This is a genomic window from Mesorhizobium sp. M0077 (assembly GCF_040322955.1).
In the GTDB taxonomy this organism is placed as follows: domain Bacteria; phylum Pseudomonadota; class Alphaproteobacteria; order Rhizobiales; family Rhizobiaceae; genus Mesorhizobium.
Genome location: NZ_JAMYUL010000005.1, coordinates 213,728 through 230,908 on the forward strand (window position 1 = coordinate 213,728; position 17,181 = coordinate 230,908).

Genomic DNA, 17,181 nt, shown 5'->3' on the forward strand with positions numbered 1-17,181 from the left:
GGAGATGTCCGGCAGGACAGAGGGGGGCGCGAAGGAATGCGGCTTAGACTAGGGCCTAGACGACCAGTGCCAGCCTTGCCACAGCCGGCACGAACGGCCGAATGCTCATCCCATCGCCAGTGATCGTGACAAAACTCGCCGGCGGGATCGCCTGCCAGTCGCCGCCTTCGCGGTCGAAGGGTTCGGACACGATGCAACGACCGCCGTTGCGGAGCGACGTGTACAGGGTCGGTGCGTGGGCATCGCTTGCGTAGCGCACGGCATAGAGCGCGCGCCCATCCGAAAGGGCCGCAGTGAGTTTCAAGGCCGGTTCGAGACCGGCGTGGCGTGACGCCTCCAGAACCCGAGCGGTGGCGCGCGATACTGCCCCTTGCGGGTCGCCAGCAAGACCCTCGTCGATCATCAGCAGGAAAAACAATTCGGAATCGGTGGTGCCCTCGCGCTGGTCGAAGACGGCGTCAGAGAGCGAGTTCTCCAGCGCGCGGCGGATCTTTTCGAAGCCGCCGATCTGGCCGTTGTGCATGAACGACCAGTTGCCGGAGATGAAGGGATGGCAGTTCATGCGGCTGGTGGCGCCGCCGGTCGACGCCCTGACATGGGCGAGGAACAGGCCGGATTTGATCTGCCGGCACAGGCTTTTCAGATTGGGATCCGACCAGGCCGGCAGGATGTCGCGGTAGAGGCCGGGCTCGGGCCGGTCGCCATACCAGGCAAGGCCGAAACCGTCTCCATTGGTCGGCGACTTGGCTTCCTGGGCGCAATGGCTCTGGGCAATCAGCGAGTGGCAAGGCGCGGTGACGACGTCTTCGAGGAAGACCGCTTCACCCAGATAGGCCGCCCATCGGCACATGGATTCTAACCAATCCTAGGCGCGATCCAAGAGAGCCTGGGGCTCCTTGACCGCGTGCGAGCCTCTGTTGTGCGTCCGCTCGTAGAGTTCGCGAACGATTCGGCTTGCCGTAGTTTCGAAGAGAAACGGCAAGAAAGCGTGAACGAGTGCCGCACCAGCGGCCATCAGGAGGCGCGAGCAGAACCAGGCGGCAAAGGCCATATGGCTGAAATAGGTCTCGCCCACCTTGGCCGGGTGAGAGGTGAACAGCTTCGAAAACAGCGTCGTCATGGTGATCCCTCCTGCCGGGATAAGCCCCGATGTGGGTATCCTGCCACGGGGTAAAGGTTCATCGGTCTCAATTTGTCCTTGTCTAACGCCGTGGTTCGGGACATTCATCCCAACATGGCGCTTGAATTCGATGAAATCGACCGAAGATTGCTGGCCGAGCTGCAACGCGACGGCACACTGTCGGTCGATCAGCTCTCCGAAAAAGTGTCGCTGTCGCGCAACGCCTGCTGGCGCCGCGTCAAGCGGCTTGAAGAGGACGGCGTCATCACCGGACGGGTGGCGCTGGTCGATGCCGACAAGCTCGGGCTCGGGCTCTCGGTGTTCATCCTGATCCGCACCTCCAATCATGACCCGGACTGGCTGCAGAAGTTCCGTGCGGCGGTGACTGGTTTTCCCGAGATCACCGGGGTCTATCGCATGTCCGGCGATCTCGACTACGTGCTGCGCGCCCGCGTTGCTGACATGAAGGCCTATGACCGGCTCTATCAGCGGCTGATCGCCAAGGTGGCGCTGTCGGACGTTTCGGCCTCCTTCGTCATGGAGGAGATCAAGGAGACGACCGTCGTTCCGGTGGAATTGCGCTAGGTCACACTGACGCCTGAAAGAAAGCCGTTTATAGGCCTGCGGACGAGTTGACCGAATCGCCGTTCGCGCCGATAGGATCGATTTTATGCGCGCAGCCTTCCAAAATTCCTCCGTCATTGGTCCCACTGTCGGCTTCGTCAGGTTGCCGCATGGAGATGGACTTCCTCTTCCCGCCTATGAAAGCACCGGCGCCGCCGGCATGGATCTGCGCGCCGCGGTGCCGGAAGACCGGCCGCTGCTGATCCTGCCTGGCAAGCGCGCCTTGGTGCCGACCGGTCTGATCCTGGAAATTCCCGAAGGAATGGAAGGCCAGGTGCGGCCGCGCTCCGGCCTTGCCTTCAAGCATGGGCTGACCGTCCTCAATTCACCAGGCACGGTCGACAGCGACTATCGCGGCGAGGTTAAGGTGCTGCTGGTCAACCTCGGCGACGAGGATTTCGCGGTGACGCGCGGCATGCGCATTGCCCAGATCGTCTTTGCCGCGGTGACGCAGGTGACGGTTGAGGAGCGCTCGCTGGCCGGCGCCACGACGCGCGGCGCGGGCGGGTTCGGATCGACCGGCACCGCCTGAATGAGCATACCGAAACTGGTCATCTTCGACTGCGACGGTATCCTGGTCGACACCGAGAACCTTGCCAACCGGCGGCTTGCCGAGTGGTTTGTTGCCGCCGGTTATCCCACCACATTCGAATATTGCCGCAAATATTTTTCCGGCCGCAGCATGGCTTCGGTGCAGAAGGAAATCGAAGAGACGACCACGGTGCGGCTCGGCGCCGATTTCGTCGATCGCTGGAATGCCGGCCTGCCCGATCTGTTTGCGCATGGCGTCGAGGCGATCCCCTATGTGCGCGACTTCATCGAGGCGGTTCGCGCGGCCGGCATTCCCTATTGCGTCGCCACTTCTGCGCGTATCTCGAAGATGCACATCACGCTCGGCCAGACCGGGCTGCTGCCGCTGTTCGAGCATGCCATGTTCTCTTCGACCATGGTCGGCCGCGGCAAGCCGTTCCCGGACCTGTTCCTGCATGCGGCAAAGACCATGTGCTTTGCGCCCGCCGACTGCATCGTCATCGAGGACAGCGTCGCCGGCACCGAAGCAGGTATTGCTGCCGGCATGCGCGTCTATTCCTATCACGGCGATCCCTATTCCGACCGCGATGGCCTGGCCGGCGCCGGCGGCGTCCTGTTCGACGACATGCGCGAACTTGCCGGGCTGGTGCCGATCCACTGAAGCTGTGTTAGGTTCCGCGCGGCCAGCCTGAGGCACCCATGCCAACGAACCTGCTTCGCTCCATCCTAAAGCGTTTCACCGTTTCATGGAAACGGCGAACCGCTCTATCTTTTTGTTTTGTCGCAATTTCGGGCCGGAAAACTGCACACACTTTTCCTGAAATTGCTCTAGCGCTTGTGCTGCTGCCGTGGCTTTGGACCGCAGCCGGCGCGCAAGCCGTCAGCTTCCCGGAATTCGGCAGCGCCATCCCCGGCCACATGGATGTGACCTATCTGGACCTCGCAAGGATGGTCATTCCCGGCCTCGCAGGTGACAGCAACGGTTTCTACCGGGGTGGATTGCCGATCGAGATGCGCCACATCGAGGGACCGGATGGCGGCGGTTCGCCGCCTGAGACATCGGGCCTCTCCAACGCCGGCGTGCTCGCCATCAAGGCCGGGGGTAAGGACCGGCTGGCGATGCTCTACGACCTCGGCGACTCTCCCGACAGCGCCGAAGGCTATGCCGTGCTGGCGCTCTACGACATCACAGACAGGCCGAAGCTGCTCGACGTCGTCAATGTCGCGCTCGACCGCGGCACCTATTTCCGTGAACCGGGCAAGCTTTCCGTTGGGCCGAACGACGACATCGTGATCACCATGAGCGCGCATTTCAATTCAAGCCAAAACTACGCGATCACGCCGCTGATCATGGTGCGCGACGACAAATTCCAACTGATCGACATGATCTTCACCTTCGATGAGAACCTGTGCGCCTACAGCCGCAAGCAGGATGTTGCTTTCCAGACGATCGCTGACGGACAGCCTTATGCCGCGGTCAAAGTGACGGTGACCGACGCCACGGTGCTCAACGGCGAGAGCTGCGACGGCCAGCCGCCCAAGCCTGAAGCCCACACAATTTCCGTTACCTATCATTGGGACAAGAAGACGTTGCACTACGTCAAGGATTCCGACGCGCTGGACAGATTGGCAGGAGAGAACGCCAAACGCTTCTGAGCCAACCGCATTCGTTTGCCCGGTGCATTTCTGCACGATAGAATCTGCCGATATTCCGCATCTGAAGGGAGCACTCATGGACAAGGGCAAGATCTTTCGCGACCTGCACGCCTCGACCTTCGTCATGCCCAACCCCTGGGATGTCGGCACGACCAAGCTCCTGGCCTCCTTCGGCTTCAAGGCGCTGGCGACGACCAGCGCCGGTTTTGCCTTCTCGCGCGGCCTGCCCGATGGCGCAGTGACCTTCGAGGCGATGATCCACCATTGCCGCGAGCTGACGGCGGCGACCAGCCTGCCGGTGTCGGCCGATCTCGAGAAAGGCAAGGGCGACAGCGCGACGAGTGCCGCCGAGACGGTTTTTGCGGCCGAAGCGGCAGGTCTCGCCGGCTGCTCGATCGAGGACCATACCGGCGATCCCGACAAGCCCATCTATGAGTTTTCACACGCCGTCGAGCGCGTTGCAGCTGCTGCTGAGGCCGCACGGGCGCTCAAGCATGATTTCGTCTTCACCGCACGGGCCGAGAATTTCCTTTGGGGCAAACCGGATCTCGACGACACTATCAAGCGGCTGCAGGCCTTCGAAAAGGCCGGCGCCGACGTGCTCTATGCGCCGGGCCTCAAAGATGTCGAGACCATCCGGAACGTCTGCTCGGCAGTGAGCAGGCCGGTCAATGTCATGGCACTCCCGGCCTTCACCATCGCCGACCTTGCCATGGCCGGGGTCAAGCGCATCTCGCTCGGTCCGTGGCTGACCAATTTCGCCTTCGGCATGCTGGAAACCGCGGCGCGCGAGATCCAGCAGGACGGCACGTTCGGCTTCACCCGGGCCGCCATCCCGTTCGGCAAATTGCAGGCGCTGTTTTCCAAATCCTCAGGCTAGGGGGTCCCGGCGCATGACGCTCACCGTCGTCGACATGCACACCGGCGGCGAGCCGCTCAGGATCGTCACCGGCGGCTATCCAGACATTCCCAAAGGCACGATCCTGGAAAAGCGCGCCTATGTGCGCGACCACCTCGACCATTTGCGCAAGCTGCTGATCTTCGAGCCGCGCGGCCACTACGACATGTATGGCGCGCTGCTGGTGGAGCCCGACCTGCCCGGCGCCGAGCTGGCCGTGCTGTTCATGCACAACGAGGGTTATTCCACCATGTGCGGCCACGCCATCATTGCGCTTGGCCGCTACGCCGTCGACGAAGGCCTGGTGGCGAAACAGGAGCCAATCACCATGGTCAACATCGAGGCGCCGTGCGGCTTGGTCGTCGCTTCGGTGGAGGTCAAGGACGGCAAAGCGGGATCGGTGTCGTTCGAAAGCGTGCCGGCCTTTCTGTTTGCCCATGACCAACAAATCGAATTGGGGGGATACGGCAAGATTGCGTTCGACATCGCCTATGGCGGCGCCTTCTACGCGCTGGCCGACTGCCATCAATTCGGCCTGGAGTTCGGCCGCAGCCGGGTGCGCGATTTCGTCGACGCGGCAACCGCGCTGACCGAGCGGCTGAAGGCGGCGTTCCCTCTATCGCATCCCGACCATGCCGATCTCGCTTTCCTCTACGGCACCATCCTCACCGATGGACACGATGCGTTCTCCGGCGAGGCAACAAAAAACATCTGCGTCTTTGCCGATGCCGAGGTCGACCGCTCGCCGACCGGCTCCGGCGTCACCGCGCGGCTGGCGGCAATGCATGCCAAGGGTGAGATCAACCCTGGTCAGGAGCGGTCCTTCGAAAGCATCGCCGGCTCGCGCTTTTCCGGAGCGGTGGCGCGCACGACCATGGCCGGCCCGCATGATGCGATCATCGCCCGCGTCGGTGGCCGCGCCTACTATTCGGGCCGGGCGGAATTCACCGTCGAGCCGGATGACGAATTGGGACGCGGTTTTCTTCTGCGTTGATAGGCCTATCGCCCGGCGCTCTCCCGCGCGCCGACCGCCTTGTGCAGATGCACCATCATGGCGGCGGCAAAGAGCGGCGTCAGCAGGTTGAGCAGGGGCACGGCGAGGAAGGCAGCGATGAGCAGCCCGGCCAGAAAGACGGTGCCGGCATATTTCCGGCGCAACGCCCTCGCCTCATCTTCCGGGCGGAAGCGCATGGCGGCGAATTCGAAGAATTCACGTCCCAGCAGATAGCCGTTGACGATGAAGAAGGCGGCGATGTTGACGCCCGGAACCAACAGAAGCAGCAGGGCGACGATGTTGCCCAGGATGACGACGCCGAAAAATTTCACCGACAACACGAGCGAGCGCAGCGCCGGCATGGCGCGTCCGACGGTATCGGCCGGATAGTCGGTGCGCTCGATCACTTCGGCGATGTCGTCGAGAAACAGGCCGGCCACGATTGCCGTCACCGGCGCGATCAGCAGCGCCATCCCGAAGGCAAGAGCGATGGCCGCGATAATGCCGCCCAGCCATCCGGCCCAGGACGGCAGGCCGGGCAACAAGGAGTGAACCCATGGCAGCGCCAGCCAATCGACAAGCCCGGTCAAAGCGAACCACAAGGCGACCAGTGCCAGCACTGTCAAGCCTAGCGTCTTCAGGAAAACCGCGCGGAATTCGGGAGAAAACAGCCGGCTGAAGGCGGCGCGGGCAGCGTTGGAGATCACGGCGTTTCCACCCCCAGGAACAAACGGACATCTCCGACATAGGCGGAGACCCTATCAGCCGCAAGCCTGCTGGAGCGGGCGCAATTCCGGACGGGAACTAACTAGAGCATGATCCCAAAAAATGGGGACCGGTTTTTGGAAAAGATCATACTCCAACAAAGGGTTAGATCATGATGAGATTTCAACCAAATCTGATAATGATCTAGCGCGCCAGCGCCCGGGAGCGGGCTGGGATGGTCATTGCCGCAACGCCGGCGACGACGCAGCCCATGCCCCAGAGCGCCGTCGGCCCGATGCTTTCGCCGAGAAACACGACGCCGATGCCGACGCCGATCGGCACGCGCAGATAGGCCTGCGACGTCGTGCCGACCGAACCCAGAGTGTGGATGAGGCGGAAAAAGATGCAGAAGGCCAGCGCCGTGGAGAACACCGACAATGCGAACAAGGCCAGTATCGACGCCATTGAAGGCGACAGCGTCCACGGGCGGTCGAAGGCCAGGCTCAAGGGGACGAGGATGACCGCGCCGCACAGCATCGAGCCGGTGGCCGGCAGCATCGGGTCGAGTCCCCTAAAGCTGCGGCCGAAAATGGCGGCGCCGGCATAGCAGACCGTGGCGGCAATGACGGCAAGCTGCGCCCACAATTGATGGCCGAGCCCGCCAAGCGCCTGGGTGCCGACGATCAGGCAAATGCCGGCAATGCCTGCACCGACACCGAACAGCTTGCGCGCGGTTACGGTTTCGTGGCGGGTGATGAGCGCGGTCAGCAGGAAGGTGAAGATCGGCGAGGTCGCGTTGAGAATGGTGGCGAGGCCGGCGTCGATGGAGCGCTCGGCGGCGGCGATCAGCGTGAATGGCACGACGCTGTTGAGGCAGGCCTGAACCATGAACCGCCACCAGGTCGCGCCGTCCTTGGGCATGGAAAGGCCGCGCCAGCGGATCAGCACGAGCAGGATGGCGCCGGCGATCAGGGTGCGAGCAGCGATGAAGGTTATCGGCGGGATCGTCTCGACACCGATCTTGATGAAGGTATAGGACGCGCCCCACAGGGCGGCCAGCACGCCAAGCAGCGCCAGTTCGGTGGTCATGTCGGTCTTTGCTTGCATGCAGGGTGCTTCCAGCGCTTGATCTGAGGCCAAGCTTGTAGGCGACCCGGCGGTCAGATGCTTCGGCCACGGTCGAACTGTGATGGAGCCTCGTCCCAGGCGCGCGCGCCGGCCTGGGCGGGCAAAGGGTGGAAATCGGTTGCCATTTTTCGGGGTGATGCTGTAGACCCGCCCGGGCGCGGCAGAAAGCCGGCAGGTTCCAAGGCGGAGACATTGATGCCGGATTTTGACGTGCTTTGCATCGGCAATGCCATTGTCGACATCATCGCCCAGTGCGACGACGCTTTTCTCGAGACCAACGGCATCATCAAGGGTGCGATGAACCTCATCGACACCAAGCGCGCCGAGCTGCTCTACAGCCGCATGGGGCCGGCGATCGAGGCCTCCGGCGGCAGCGCCGGCAATACCGCCGCCGGCATCGCCAGCTTCGGCGGCCGCGCCGCGTTCTTCGGCAAGGTGTCGAACGATCCGCTCGGCGAAATCTACGCGCATGACATCCATGCCCAGGGCGTCGCCTTCGACACCCGGCCGCTCGAGGGCCAGCCGCCGACGGCGCGCTCGATGATCTTCGTCACCCCCGACGGCGAGCGCTCGATGAACACCTATCTCGGCGCCTGCATCGAACTCGGGCCGGAAGATGTCGAGGCCGACAAGGCGTCGGGCGCCAAGGTGACCTATTTCGAGGGCTATCTGTGGGATCCGCCGCGCGCCAAGGAGGCGATCCGGCAGACGGCGAAGCTCGCACACGAGGCCGGACGCGAAGTGTCGATGACGTTGTCGGATTCGTTCTGCGTCGACCGCTACCGCGACGAGTTCCTCGAACTGATGCGCTCGGGCACTGTCGACATCGTCTTTGCCAACAGCCACGAGATCAAGTCGCTCTATCAGACAAAATCCTTCGACGAGGCGCTGGCGGCTATCCGCAAGGACTGCAAGATTGCCGCTGTCACCCGCTCCGAAAAAGGCTCGGTGATCGTGCGTGGCGAGGAGACCGTCACCATCCAGGCGACGACGATCCGCGAGCTGGTCGACACCACCGGCGCCGGCGACCTCTACGCCGCCGGCTTCCTCTACGGCTACACGAGCGGGCGCAGCCTGAAGGATTGCGGCGATCTCGGCTCGCTAGCCGCCGGGCTGGTGATCCAGCAGCTTGGGCCAAGGCCGCGGCAGAATTTGCGCAGCGCGGCCCAACTGGCGGGGTTGCTGTAGGGCCGTCTTTCGGCGCGCAGCGCCGAGCCAGATGAGGGGTGCCCGCCGGTTGAGGCTGTCCGGCGCTCCGCTCAGGCGGTGCGGCGAAGGTCGTCGGACGTAGGCCCGGGTTCCAAAGCCCCGGCGGTGACCAGCCGGTTGCGGCCGCTCTTTTTGCCGATGTACATCAGTCGGTCGGCGAGCGTTATCAGCGCCTCCGAATCGGAGGCTTCCGCCGGGTAGATGGCGACGCCAACGGTGCAACCAACATGGATGGCACCATTCGGCGTCGGCACCTTGATCCGCAGCTTTTCCAGGATACGTTCGGCGACGCCCACGGCCTTCTGTCGGGCCCGGCTAGCCTCTCCTGAAAACAGGAATGCGAACTCGTCTCCACCGAGCCGCGCCACGAAATCAGCGCTGCGCAGGACGGTGCGAAGCTCACCCGCCACCTCATGCAGCAGCGCGTCGCCGGCCTCGTGGCCGAGCGTGTCGTTGACCTTCTTGAACCTATCGAGGTCGATGAACAGCAGGCCGGCCGCCTGGCCGGTGCTGTCGCAGCGGTCGATCACCGACCTCAGCTCGTTGTGAAAGGCGCGCCGGTTGGGCAGGCCGGTCAATGCATCGTGGTTGGCCGAGTGGTCGCTGTGCTGCTTGGCCAGCTCGATCTCGCGCTTTTGTACGGAGAGTTCCTCATTGGCGGCCTTGAGTTCGAGCAGCAGCTCGGCGTTGAGATCCTCGACGACCTTGCGGTCGCTGATGTCGACGACGAAACCTTCCAGGAATTCCAGTTCGCCGGCCTCGTCCCAGACGCCGCCGCCGATCTCGCGGACCCAGAGCGGCTCGCCGACCTGCGGCACGATGCGGTAGTCGACGTTCCAGTTGCAGCGCGCCTCGAGCGCGGTATCGACGGCGGCATAGACGGCGGCGAGATCATCCGGGTGGATGGCCGAGACATAGTCGCGCACAGCATTTTGAATGAAGTCGCTCGGCCGATAACCGCTGACGGTGAAAATGCCGTCGCTGATGTAGAGCATGGTGTAGGACGCATCGTTGCGGCAACGGTAGAGATAACCGTCCATGCGGCCGGTGATGCTCAGCAGCGCATCCAGGCGCTCGTCGTGATAGACCCCCTGGCCGACCACAGATGCCGTGTCATGCTTCATGGCCGCATCCCCGTTTTGGCGGTCTGAGCGCGCCGCCAATGCCATAAGGCCATAGGGGGCGAGAACGTTCCCTATAGCAGCCGAATATTATCAATCTCTTATGGGTTGGCGATTTTGCCGCCAATCAGGCTCCCGCGCTATAGGCCGCGATCGCAGCCATGTTGACGATGTCCGAATCCTTGGCGTTCAGCGAGACGATCTGGACCGGCTTGTTGAGGCCGACCAGCAGCGGGCCGATGACGGTGGAGCCGCCGAGTTCCTGCAGCATCTTGGTCGAGATCGAGGCCGAGTGGAACGCCGGCATGATCAGCACGTTGGCCGGGCCGGTCAGCCGGATGAACGGATACTGCGCCATGGCGCGGGCGTTCAACGCAACGTCGGCGGCCATCTCGCCGTCATATTCGAAATCGACGCGGCGCTTGTCCAGGATACGCACCGCTTCCTGCACCCGCTCGGAGCGTTCGCCCTGCGGGTGGCCGAAGGTCGAATAGGCAAGCATGGCGAGCCTCGGCTCGTAGCCCATGCGGCGGGCAAATCCCGCCGCCTCTTCGGCGATGTCGGCGATCTGCTCGGCATTGGGCATGTCGTGCACGGCGGTATCGGCGACGAGGACTGTTTTGCCCCGCGCGAGCACGATGGAGACGCCGATGACGCGGTGTCCGGGCTTGGCGTCGATGACGCGGCGGATATCGTCAAGCGCCGTGGAATAGTTGCGGGTGACGCCGGTGACGATGCCGTCGGCATCGCCCAGCGCCACCATGCAGGCGGCGAAATGGTTGCGGTCGTTGTTGATCAGCCGCTGGCAGTCGCGGAACAGGAAGCCTTTGCGCTGCATGCGCTCGTAGAGATAATCGGTATAGATGCCGTTGCGGCGCGACAGCCTGGCATTGATGATCTCGATGCCTTGCTTGTTGAGGTCGATGCCGGCGTGCCTGGCGTTTTCCTTGATGACATCGTCGCGGCCGAGCAGGATCGCGGTGCCGAGCTTCTGGTTCACATAGGAGACGGCGGCGCGCATCACCTGTTCTTCCTCGCCCTCGGCAAAGACGATGCGCTTGGGCTGGCGGCGGACGCGGTCGTAGATGCGCTGCAAGGTCGAGGCGATCGGGTCGCGGCGGGCCGACAGTTCCTGCGCGTAGCGGTCGAGGTCGAGGATCGGCTTGCGGGCGACGCCTGACTCCATCGCCGCCTTGGCCACAGCGAGCGGGATGGCCGAGATCAGGCGCGGATCGAACGGCACCGGGATGATGTAGTTCGGGCCGAATTTCGGCCGGTTGCCCTGATAGGCGGCGGCGACATCGTCGGGCACGTCCTTGCGCGCCAGGTCGGCCAGCGCTCTCGCTGCGGCGATCTTCATGTCGTCATTGATGGTGGTGGCCCTGACATCCAGCGCACCGCGGAAGATGTAGGGGAAGCCCAGCACATTGTTGACCTGGTTGGGGTAGTCGGAACGCCCGGTGGCCATGATGGCGTCGGTGCGGATTTCGGCCACTTCCTCCGGCGTGATCTCCGGGTCGGGATTGGCCATGGCGAAGATGATCGGGTTCTTGGCCATCGACTGCACCATCTTGGTGGTCAATGCGCCCTTGGCCGACAGGCCGAGGAAGACGTCGGCGCCGTCCAGCGCCTCGGCCAGGCTGCGCGTGTCGGTCTTGACCGCATGCGCCGACTTCCACTGGTTCATGCCTTCGGTGCGGCCCTGGTAGACGACGCCCTTGGTGTCGCACAGGATTATGTTCTCGGGGGCAAAGCCCATCGCCTTCATCAGTTCGATGCAGGCGATGCCGGCGGCGCCGGCGCCGTTGCAGACCATTTTCGTGGTCTTCATGTCGCGGCCGGTGATCTCCAGCGCGTTGATCAGCCCGGCGGCCGAGATGATGGCGGTGCCGTGCTGGTCGTCATGGAAGACCGGGATGTCCATCAATTCACGCAGGCGCTGCTCGATGATGAAGCATTCCGGCGCCTTGATGTCTTCCAGGTTGATGCCGCCGAAGGACGGGCCGAGAAAGCGCACGCAATTGATGAATTCGTCGGCATCCTCGGTGTCGACCTCGAGATCGATGGAATCGACATCGGCGAAGCGCTTGAACAGCACCGCCTTGCCTTCCATCACCGGCTTGGAGGCCAACGCGCCGAGATTGCCGAGGCCGAGAATGGCGGTGCCGTTGGAGATGACGGCGACCATGTTGCCGCGCGTCGTGTAGTCGAAGGCGCGGCTGGGGTCTTCGGCGATGGCCAGCACAGGAACCGCGACACCCGGCGAATAGGCGAGGCTCAGATCGCGCTGCGTCGCCATCGGCTTGGTGGCGACGATCTCCAGCTTGCCGGGGCGGCCCATGGCGTGGAATTCCAGCGCCTCCTCGGCGCTGACGGAGGGGCCGCTGTTTTCGGTTTTCTTGGCCATGATGCTTTTGATTTCCTCGCCGGTGTCGCCCCCTTGAGACGGGTGCGTGTTTTTGAAACGTCTGAATCAAGGCTACACGCCACCGCTGTAAATCGCCAAGCGATCTTCACGCCCGCAGCGAAATCTCCCGAGGGTCGAATGGCGTCACGTCGGCTCTGGCTCGCTGACGAAGGCAGCGATTTCGCGCACCGTTCCCCGTCGCATCATGCCGTCTGTGCCGGGGAAAGGCCACGTCTCGATGAGTGGCGCACGGCTTCCCTTGCGCCGCAGCAATGCAGTCAGGAACGCCATGAGTTCGATGCGCTGGGCGTGAACCTTCTCCAGCGTGCGGCGGCGGATGTGCTGACGCGGTATGGCACGATCTCGCAGCGTCTCGACGGCGCGGCGAATGGCAGCCGGTTCCGGATCGGCGACGATGCAATAATCCGGATCGAAATAGACGTCGCGGCCGCCAAGGCTCGGGGTGCTGACAATCGGCAGGCCGGCCATCAGATATTCCATCGAGGAGTACATCGCTCCTTCCACGGCCGACAGGCACAGCCCGACGGCGGCCTGGTTGTAGACGCGGTTGACCTGTTGCGCCGTCAGCTTGCCCGGCCAGCCGTCGACGAGCGGATTGGCGATTTTGTGGAGCGGCGATTGCGCCTGCAGTCGCCGGACAAAGGCGCGGGCGGCAACCGGCGGCAATTCGCCGATCGAATAGGTGATGTGGGCCAGCCGCTCTATGTCGAAGGCGAGGTGATGGCGTTTGATCGGCGAGATGCGGCCATTGTAGACGGCGTCGAATTCGACCGGCACGTCCGGCAGCGGCCGGAATATATCCTCCGACACCATCAGATTGTGGTTGGAGAAGATGGCATTGCCGCCCGCAGCCGCGACGAGACGGCGCTCTTCCTCGGTGTTGCACAGGAAGATGATTTCGTGCAGCGGAAACCGGCCGGCATACCAGGCGAGATCGCGGCCCATCCGGGAGATGACAGCCGGCCGCTCCATGGTCCAGGTCTGCATCGTCAGGAAGGTGACGCGCCGTCCCGCCAGGCGCCGGCCAAGGGCCGCCAGCGGATAGAGCGGACGGGCTCCGCCAATCGGGACATAGAGCACCAGCGGGTCGCGGCTGAGCACATGCAGCGACATGTCGATGCCGCTATCGAGATCGGACAGCGGGCCGCGTGTCGGCAGGAGGAAGGGAACGCGTTTGCGCACCGACCCGCGCAGCTTGCTTTTGGTCCGATGCACGCGCCGCGCCGCCAAAAGCAACAGGCGCGTGGCGGTCGATCCAGCCGGACCGACCAGTTCCTCGAACCCTTCCTGCTTGTCCTGATCCATGCCGCCTATCCCGCCAGGGCGATCATAGGGTCGGGTTGTCGCCCGATGCAACCAACGGCTTCACCCGGGGTAGAGGGAGCACAAGCCGCCGTCGAGGCCGGTCGTCCCCTGCTTTTCGGGCCGCCGGCATTAAACCCCGCACCCACATCTGCTAGCGTGCGGGCATGAACATGCACACTTCAGCAGAAACCGACGCCCCCGAGGTGACACCGCCTGCGCCCGTCGGCAGCGTCACGCCAATGATGGAGCAATATATCGAGATCAAGGCGGCGAACCCGGATTCTCTGCTGTTCTACCGCATGGGCGATTTCTACGAGCTGTTCTTCGACGACGCCGAAAAGGCGAGTAAGGCGCTGGGCATCGTCCTGACCAAGCGCGGCAAGCACCAGGGTAACGACATTCCGATGTGCGGCGTGCCGGTGCATGCGGCCGACGACTATCTGCCAAAGCTGATCGGCCAAGGTTTTCGCGTTGCCGTCTGCGAGCAGATCGAGGACCCGGCGGAAGCCAGGAAGCGCGGCGGCAAATCGGTCGTACGCCGTGACGTGGTGCGCCTGGTGACGCCAGGCACCATCACCGAGGATAAATTGCTGGCGCCGTCGGAATCGAGCTTCCTGATGGCGCTAGGGCGGGTGAAGGGCGGCAACAGCGGTGACGCCTTCGCCATGGCCTGGATCGAGATCTCGACCGGCGTCTTCCGCGTCGCCGAAACCACGGCCGACCGCCTGCTGGCCGATGTCTTCCGCGTCGACCCGCGCGAGCTGATCGTCGCCGAGCCGGTGTTTTACGATCCCGAGCTGAAGCCGGTGTTCGACGTCATCGGCCGCGTCGCCAGCCCGCAGCCGCCGTCGCTTTTCGATTCGGCTTCGGCAGCGGGGCGGATCGCGCGCTTCTTCGAAGTGGCGACGCCTGACAGTTTCGGTGCCTTCTCGCGCGCCGAATTGTCGGCGATCTCGGGCGCCATCGCCTACGTCGAAAAGACGCAGAAGGCCGAGCGGCCGCCTTTGTCGCGTCCCGAACGCGAGGAGCAGGGCTCGACGCTGTTCATCGATCCTGCGACACGCGGCAATCTGGAACTGTTGCGCACGCTGTCGGGCAGCCGCGACGGCTCGCTGTTCAAGGCTATAGACCGCACGGTCACCGGCGGCGGCGCCAGGCTGCTCGCCGACCGGCTGATGGCGCCGCTGACCGATCCGGCGGCGATTGCCGCCCGGCTTGATTCGGTATCGTTCTTCCGCGCCGAGACGCGGCTCTGCCAGGCGGTGCGGTCAAGCCTGAAGAGCGTCGCCGACATGCCGCGAGCGCTGTCGCGGTTGGCGCTCAACCGCGGCGGCCCGCGCGACCTCGGCGCGCTGCGTGCCGGCTTCGAAGCGGCGGCCACCATTGCCGAACTGTTCGGAACGACCGTCCTGCCCGCTGAGCTGACCGCGGCACTTGCCGCGATAAAGGCGCTGCCGCGCGCGCTGGCCGAGCATCTGACCCAGGCTCTTGGCGAGGAACTGCCGCTGCTGAGGCGCGACGGCGGCTTCGTGCGCGGCGGCTACCATGCCGAACTCGACGAAATGCGGGCGCTGCGCGACGAATCGCGCAAGGTGATCGCCGGACTGGAGCGCTCGCTGATCGAGGAGACCGGCATCCGCTCGCTGAAAATCCGGCACAACAATGTGCTGGGCTATTACATCGAGGTGACGGCCAACCACCATTCAATCATGACCGGAAGCGACGGCGCCAAGGCGCGCTTCATCCACCGCCAGACCATGGCCAATGCCATGCGTTTCACCACGACCGAACTTGCCGAACTCGAGACCAAGATCGCCAATGCCGCCGACCGGGCGCTGAGCATCGAGCTTGCCGCTTTCGATACGCTGACGGCTGAGGCGGTCGGCGAGGCGCAGAAGATCCGCGCCGGCGCCGATGCGCTCGCCGTGCTCGACGTGTCGGCGGCGCTCGCGCTGTTGTCGGAGAGCGAAGCCTGGTGCCGGCCGCTGGTCGATTCCAGCCTTGCCTTCGACATTTCGGGCGGGCGCCATCCTGTGGTGGAACAGGCGCTGCGGCGTTCGGGCGAAGGGCCGTTCGTCGCCAATGATTGCGATCTGTCGCCGCAAGACGGGGCCAAGGCCGGCGCGATCTGGCTGCTCACCGGTCCGAATATGGGCGGTAAGTCGACCTTCCTGCGGCAAAACGCACTGATCGCCATCCTCGCCCAAACCGGTTCCTTCGTGCCGGCGACATCGGCCCATATCGGCGTCGTCGACCGGTTGTTCTCGCGCGTCGGCGCCTCGGACGATCTGGCGCGTGGCCGCTCCACCTTTATGGTCGAGATGGTCGAGACGGCGGCGATCCTCAACCAGGCCGGTGAGCGGGCGCTGGTGATCCTCGACGAAATCGGCCGCGGCACCGCCACTTTCGATGGCCTGTCGATCGCCTGGGCGGCGGTCGAGTACCTGCACGAGAAGAACCGCTGCCGGGCGATCTTTGCCACCCATTTCCACGAGATGACGGCGCTGTCCGGCAAACTGCCGCGCCTTTCCAACGTCACCATGCGGGTCAAGGAATGGGAAGGCGACGTCGTCTTCCTGCACGAGGTCGGCAAGGGTGCCGCCGATCGCTCCTATGGCGTTCAGGTCGCTCGACTTGCCGGTCTGCCGGAAGCGGTGGTCGGCCGCGCCAAAGAGGTGCTGCATCAGCTCGAGGAAGGCGATGTCTCCGGCAAGGCCAACCGACTGGTCGACGATCTGCCGCTGTTTTCGGTGGCAATGAAGCGGGAAGCGGCAAAGCCTGCGAAGAGCGACGCATTGGGCGCAGCGCTGGGTGAGATCAATCCAGACGAGATGACGCCGCGCGAGGCGCTGGAAGCGCTCTACCGGCTGAAGGGGCTGGCGGGGAAAACCTAGCCCGATTTCGGCCTTGACCAATTGTACCGATTGGTACAATGCTCGCCATCGCCTTTGCCGATGGGAGAATGACATGAGCCGTCCGCCGCTGCCGCCCTTCACCGCCGAGACCGCCGCGCAGAAGGCGCGCATGGCCGAAGACGCCTGGAACAGCCGCGATCCCGAACGGGTTTCGCTCGCCTATACGCAAGACAGCACCTGGCGCAACCGCGCCGAGTTCGTCTCGGGCAGAAATGAGATCGTCTCCTTCCTCACGCGCAAATGGGCGCGCGAGCTGGACTACCGGCTGATCAAGGAGGTCTGGACCTGGAACGACAACCGCATCGCGGTGCGCTTTGCCTATGAATGGCGCGACGACAGCGGCCACTGGTTCCGCTCCTACGGCAACGAGAATTGGGAATTCGACGCGGATGGACTGATGCGTAGGCGCGTCGCCAGCATCAACGACCTGCCGATCGCCGAGGGTGAGCGCAAATATCACTGGCCGCTCGGCCGCCGGCCGGACGACCATCCCGGCCTGTCCGAACTCGGACTTTAGAATATGATCCCTAGAGCTGTGTCGCGGTTT

Annotated in this window: 16 protein-coding genes; 9 read left to right on the forward strand and 7 right to left on the reverse strand. The window is 63.9% G+C overall.

Translation table 11 applies throughout. The features are described 5' to 3' along the window. Positions 1 to 55 precede the first annotated feature (55 nt). Together NKJ57_RS13145 and NKJ57_RS13150 are read right to left on the reverse strand one after the other, a co-directional pair. Positions 56 to 850, reverse strand: a complete 795-nt coding sequence (locus NKJ57_RS13145) for a class II glutamine amidotransferase (protein WP_023685116.1) — start codon at positions 848 to 850, stop codon at positions 56 to 58. A 15-nt stretch (positions 851 to 865) separates the two neighbouring features. After that, on the reverse strand, positions 866 to 1,120 hold the full coding sequence (locus NKJ57_RS13150; RefSeq protein WP_023685117.1) for a DUF6356 family protein: 255 nt from the start codon (positions 1,118 to 1,120) through the stop codon (positions 866 to 868). Between the two features lie 114 nt (positions 1,121 to 1,234). On the opposite strand from NKJ57_RS13150, the gene NKJ57_RS13155 reads away from it, so the two are divergent. The 6 genes from NKJ57_RS13155 (at position 1,235) to NKJ57_RS13180 (ending at position 5,823) form a co-directional block, all read left to right on the forward strand. Further along, complete coding sequence (locus NKJ57_RS13155) at positions 1,235 to 1,705, forward strand: Lrp/AsnC family transcriptional regulator (RefSeq protein WP_023690042.1); 471 nt, start codon at positions 1,235 to 1,237, stop codon at positions 1,703 to 1,705. Between the two features lie 85 nt (positions 1,706 to 1,790). Then, positions 1,791 to 2,276: a dUTP diphosphatase gene (gene dut, locus NKJ57_RS13160; RefSeq protein WP_023698959.1), complete on the forward strand. Its 486-nt coding sequence runs from the start codon at positions 1,791 to 1,793 to the stop codon at positions 2,274 to 2,276. Next, the gene (locus NKJ57_RS13165) at positions 2,277 to 2,936 is read left to right on the forward strand and encodes an HAD family hydrolase (protein WP_352511020.1); all 660 of its coding nucleotides are present in this window, start codon (positions 2,277 to 2,279) and stop codon (positions 2,934 to 2,936) included. Positions 2,937 to 3,112: 176 nt separating this feature from the next. Then, complete coding sequence (locus NKJ57_RS13170) at positions 3,113 to 3,931, forward strand: hypothetical protein (protein WP_352511022.1); 819 nt, start codon at positions 3,113 to 3,115, stop codon at positions 3,929 to 3,931. 76 nt (positions 3,932 to 4,007) lie between these two features. Further along, positions 4,008 to 4,811: an isocitrate lyase/PEP mutase family protein gene (locus tag NKJ57_RS13175; RefSeq protein WP_352511024.1), complete on the forward strand. Its 804-nt coding sequence runs from the start codon at positions 4,008 to 4,010 to the stop codon at positions 4,809 to 4,811. Between the two features lie 13 nt (positions 4,812 to 4,824). Continuing rightward, complete coding sequence (locus tag NKJ57_RS13180; RefSeq protein WP_023743199.1) at positions 4,825 to 5,823, forward strand: proline racemase family protein; 999 nt, start codon at positions 4,825 to 4,827, stop codon at positions 5,821 to 5,823. 5 nt (positions 5,824 to 5,828) lie between these two features. Here NKJ57_RS13180 and NKJ57_RS13185 read toward each other — a convergent pair whose 3' ends face one another. Both NKJ57_RS13185 and NKJ57_RS13190 read right to left on the reverse strand, forming a co-directional pair. Next, on the reverse strand, positions 5,829 to 6,530 hold the full coding sequence (locus NKJ57_RS13185) for a sulfate transporter family protein (RefSeq protein WP_352511025.1): 702 nt from the start codon (positions 6,528 to 6,530) through the stop codon (positions 5,829 to 5,831). A gap of 202 nt (positions 6,531 to 6,732) precedes the next feature. Continuing rightward, positions 6,733 to 7,635, reverse strand: coding sequence for a DMT family transporter (locus tag NKJ57_RS13190; RefSeq protein WP_352511027.1), 903 nt, complete (start codon positions 7,633 to 7,635; stop codon positions 6,733 to 6,735). A gap of 216 nt (positions 7,636 to 7,851) precedes the next feature. Here NKJ57_RS13190 and NKJ57_RS13195 point away from each other — a divergent pair, with 216 nt between their 5' ends. Next, positions 7,852 to 8,844 (forward strand): adenosine kinase, encoded by a 993-nt coding sequence (locus NKJ57_RS13195; protein WP_023709632.1) that lies wholly within the window; start codon positions 7,852 to 7,854, stop codon positions 8,842 to 8,844. Between the two features lie 71 nt (positions 8,845 to 8,915). Here NKJ57_RS13195 and NKJ57_RS13200 read toward each other — a convergent pair whose 3' ends face one another. The 3 genes from NKJ57_RS13200 to NKJ57_RS13210 all read right to left on the reverse strand — a co-directional run bounded on the left by NKJ57_RS13200 (position 8,916) and on the right by NKJ57_RS13210 (position 13,719). Beyond that, complete coding sequence (locus tag NKJ57_RS13200) at positions 8,916 to 9,989, reverse strand: GGDEF domain-containing protein (RefSeq protein WP_352511029.1); 1,074 nt, start codon at positions 9,987 to 9,989, stop codon at positions 8,916 to 8,918. 124 nt (positions 9,990 to 10,113) lie between these two features. Continuing rightward, positions 10,114 to 12,393 (reverse strand): NADP-dependent malic enzyme, encoded by a 2,280-nt coding sequence (locus NKJ57_RS13205; protein ID WP_023685127.1) that lies wholly within the window; start codon positions 12,391 to 12,393, stop codon positions 10,114 to 10,116. Between the two features lie 144 nt (positions 12,394 to 12,537). Continuing rightward, positions 12,538 to 13,719 (reverse strand): glycosyltransferase family protein, encoded by a 1,182-nt coding sequence (locus NKJ57_RS13210; RefSeq protein WP_352511031.1) that lies wholly within the window; start codon positions 13,717 to 13,719, stop codon positions 12,538 to 12,540. A gap of 164 nt (positions 13,720 to 13,883) precedes the next feature. On the opposite strand from NKJ57_RS13210, the gene mutS reads away from it, so the two are divergent. Together mutS and NKJ57_RS13220 are read left to right on the forward strand one after the other, a co-directional pair. Then, complete coding sequence (gene mutS / locus NKJ57_RS13215) at positions 13,884 to 16,613, forward strand: DNA mismatch repair protein MutS (RefSeq protein WP_352511032.1); 2,730 nt, start codon at positions 13,884 to 13,886, stop codon at positions 16,611 to 16,613. A gap of 73 nt (positions 16,614 to 16,686) precedes the next feature. Continuing rightward, positions 16,687 to 17,151: a nuclear transport factor 2 family protein gene (locus NKJ57_RS13220; RefSeq protein WP_023703547.1), complete on the forward strand. Its 465-nt coding sequence runs from the start codon at positions 16,687 to 16,689 to the stop codon at positions 17,149 to 17,151. Positions 17,152 to 17,181 lie beyond the last annotated feature (30 nt).

What these genes read in the sequence shown, in the direction of transcription:
- dut (WP_023698959.1), top strand. Translation starts at nt 1,791, where the DNA reads ATGCGCGCAGCCTTCCAAAATTCCTCCGTCATTGGTCCCACTGTCGGC.
- NKJ57_RS13165 (WP_352511020.1), top strand. Translation starts at nt 2,277, where the DNA reads ATGAGCATACCGAAACTGGTCATCTTCGACTGCGACGGTATCCTGGTC.
- NKJ57_RS13200 (WP_352511029.1), bottom strand. Translation starts at nt 9,989, where the DNA reads ATGAAGCATGACACGGCATCTGTGGTCGGCCAGGGGGTCTATCACGAC.
- NKJ57_RS13210 (WP_352511031.1), bottom strand. Translation starts at nt 13,719, where the DNA reads ATGGATCAGGACAAGCAGGAAGGGTTCGAGGAACTGGTCGGTCCGGCT.
- NKJ57_RS13205 (WP_023685127.1), bottom strand. Translation starts at nt 12,393, where the DNA reads ATGGCCAAGAAAACCGAAAACAGCGGCCCCTCCGTCAGCGCCGAGGAG.
- NKJ57_RS13180 (WP_023743199.1), top strand. Translation starts at nt 4,825, where the DNA reads ATGACGCTCACCGTCGTCGACATGCACACCGGCGGCGAGCCGCTCAGG.
- NKJ57_RS13195 (WP_023709632.1), top strand. Translation starts at nt 7,852, where the DNA reads ATGCCGGATTTTGACGTGCTTTGCATCGGCAATGCCATTGTCGACATC.
- mutS (WP_352511032.1), top strand. Translation starts at nt 13,884, where the DNA reads ATGAACATGCACACTTCAGCAGAAACCGACGCCCCCGAGGTGACACCG.
- NKJ57_RS13155 (WP_023690042.1), top strand. Translation starts at nt 1,235, where the DNA reads ATGGCGCTTGAATTCGATGAAATCGACCGAAGATTGCTGGCCGAGCTG.
- NKJ57_RS13175 (WP_352511024.1), top strand. Translation starts at nt 4,008, where the DNA reads ATGGACAAGGGCAAGATCTTTCGCGACCTGCACGCCTCGACCTTCGTC.
- NKJ57_RS13150 (WP_023685117.1), bottom strand. Translation starts at nt 1,120, where the DNA reads ATGACGACGCTGTTTTCGAAGCTGTTCACCTCTCACCCGGCCAAGGTG.
- NKJ57_RS13190 (WP_352511027.1), bottom strand. Translation starts at nt 7,635, where the DNA reads ATGCAAGCAAAGACCGACATGACCACCGAACTGGCGCTGCTTGGCGTG.
- NKJ57_RS13220 (WP_023703547.1), top strand. Translation starts at nt 16,687, where the DNA reads ATGAGCCGTCCGCCGCTGCCGCCCTTCACCGCCGAGACCGCCGCGCAG.
- NKJ57_RS13145 (WP_023685116.1), bottom strand. Translation starts at nt 850, where the DNA reads ATGTGCCGATGGGCGGCCTATCTGGGTGAAGCGGTCTTCCTCGAAGAC.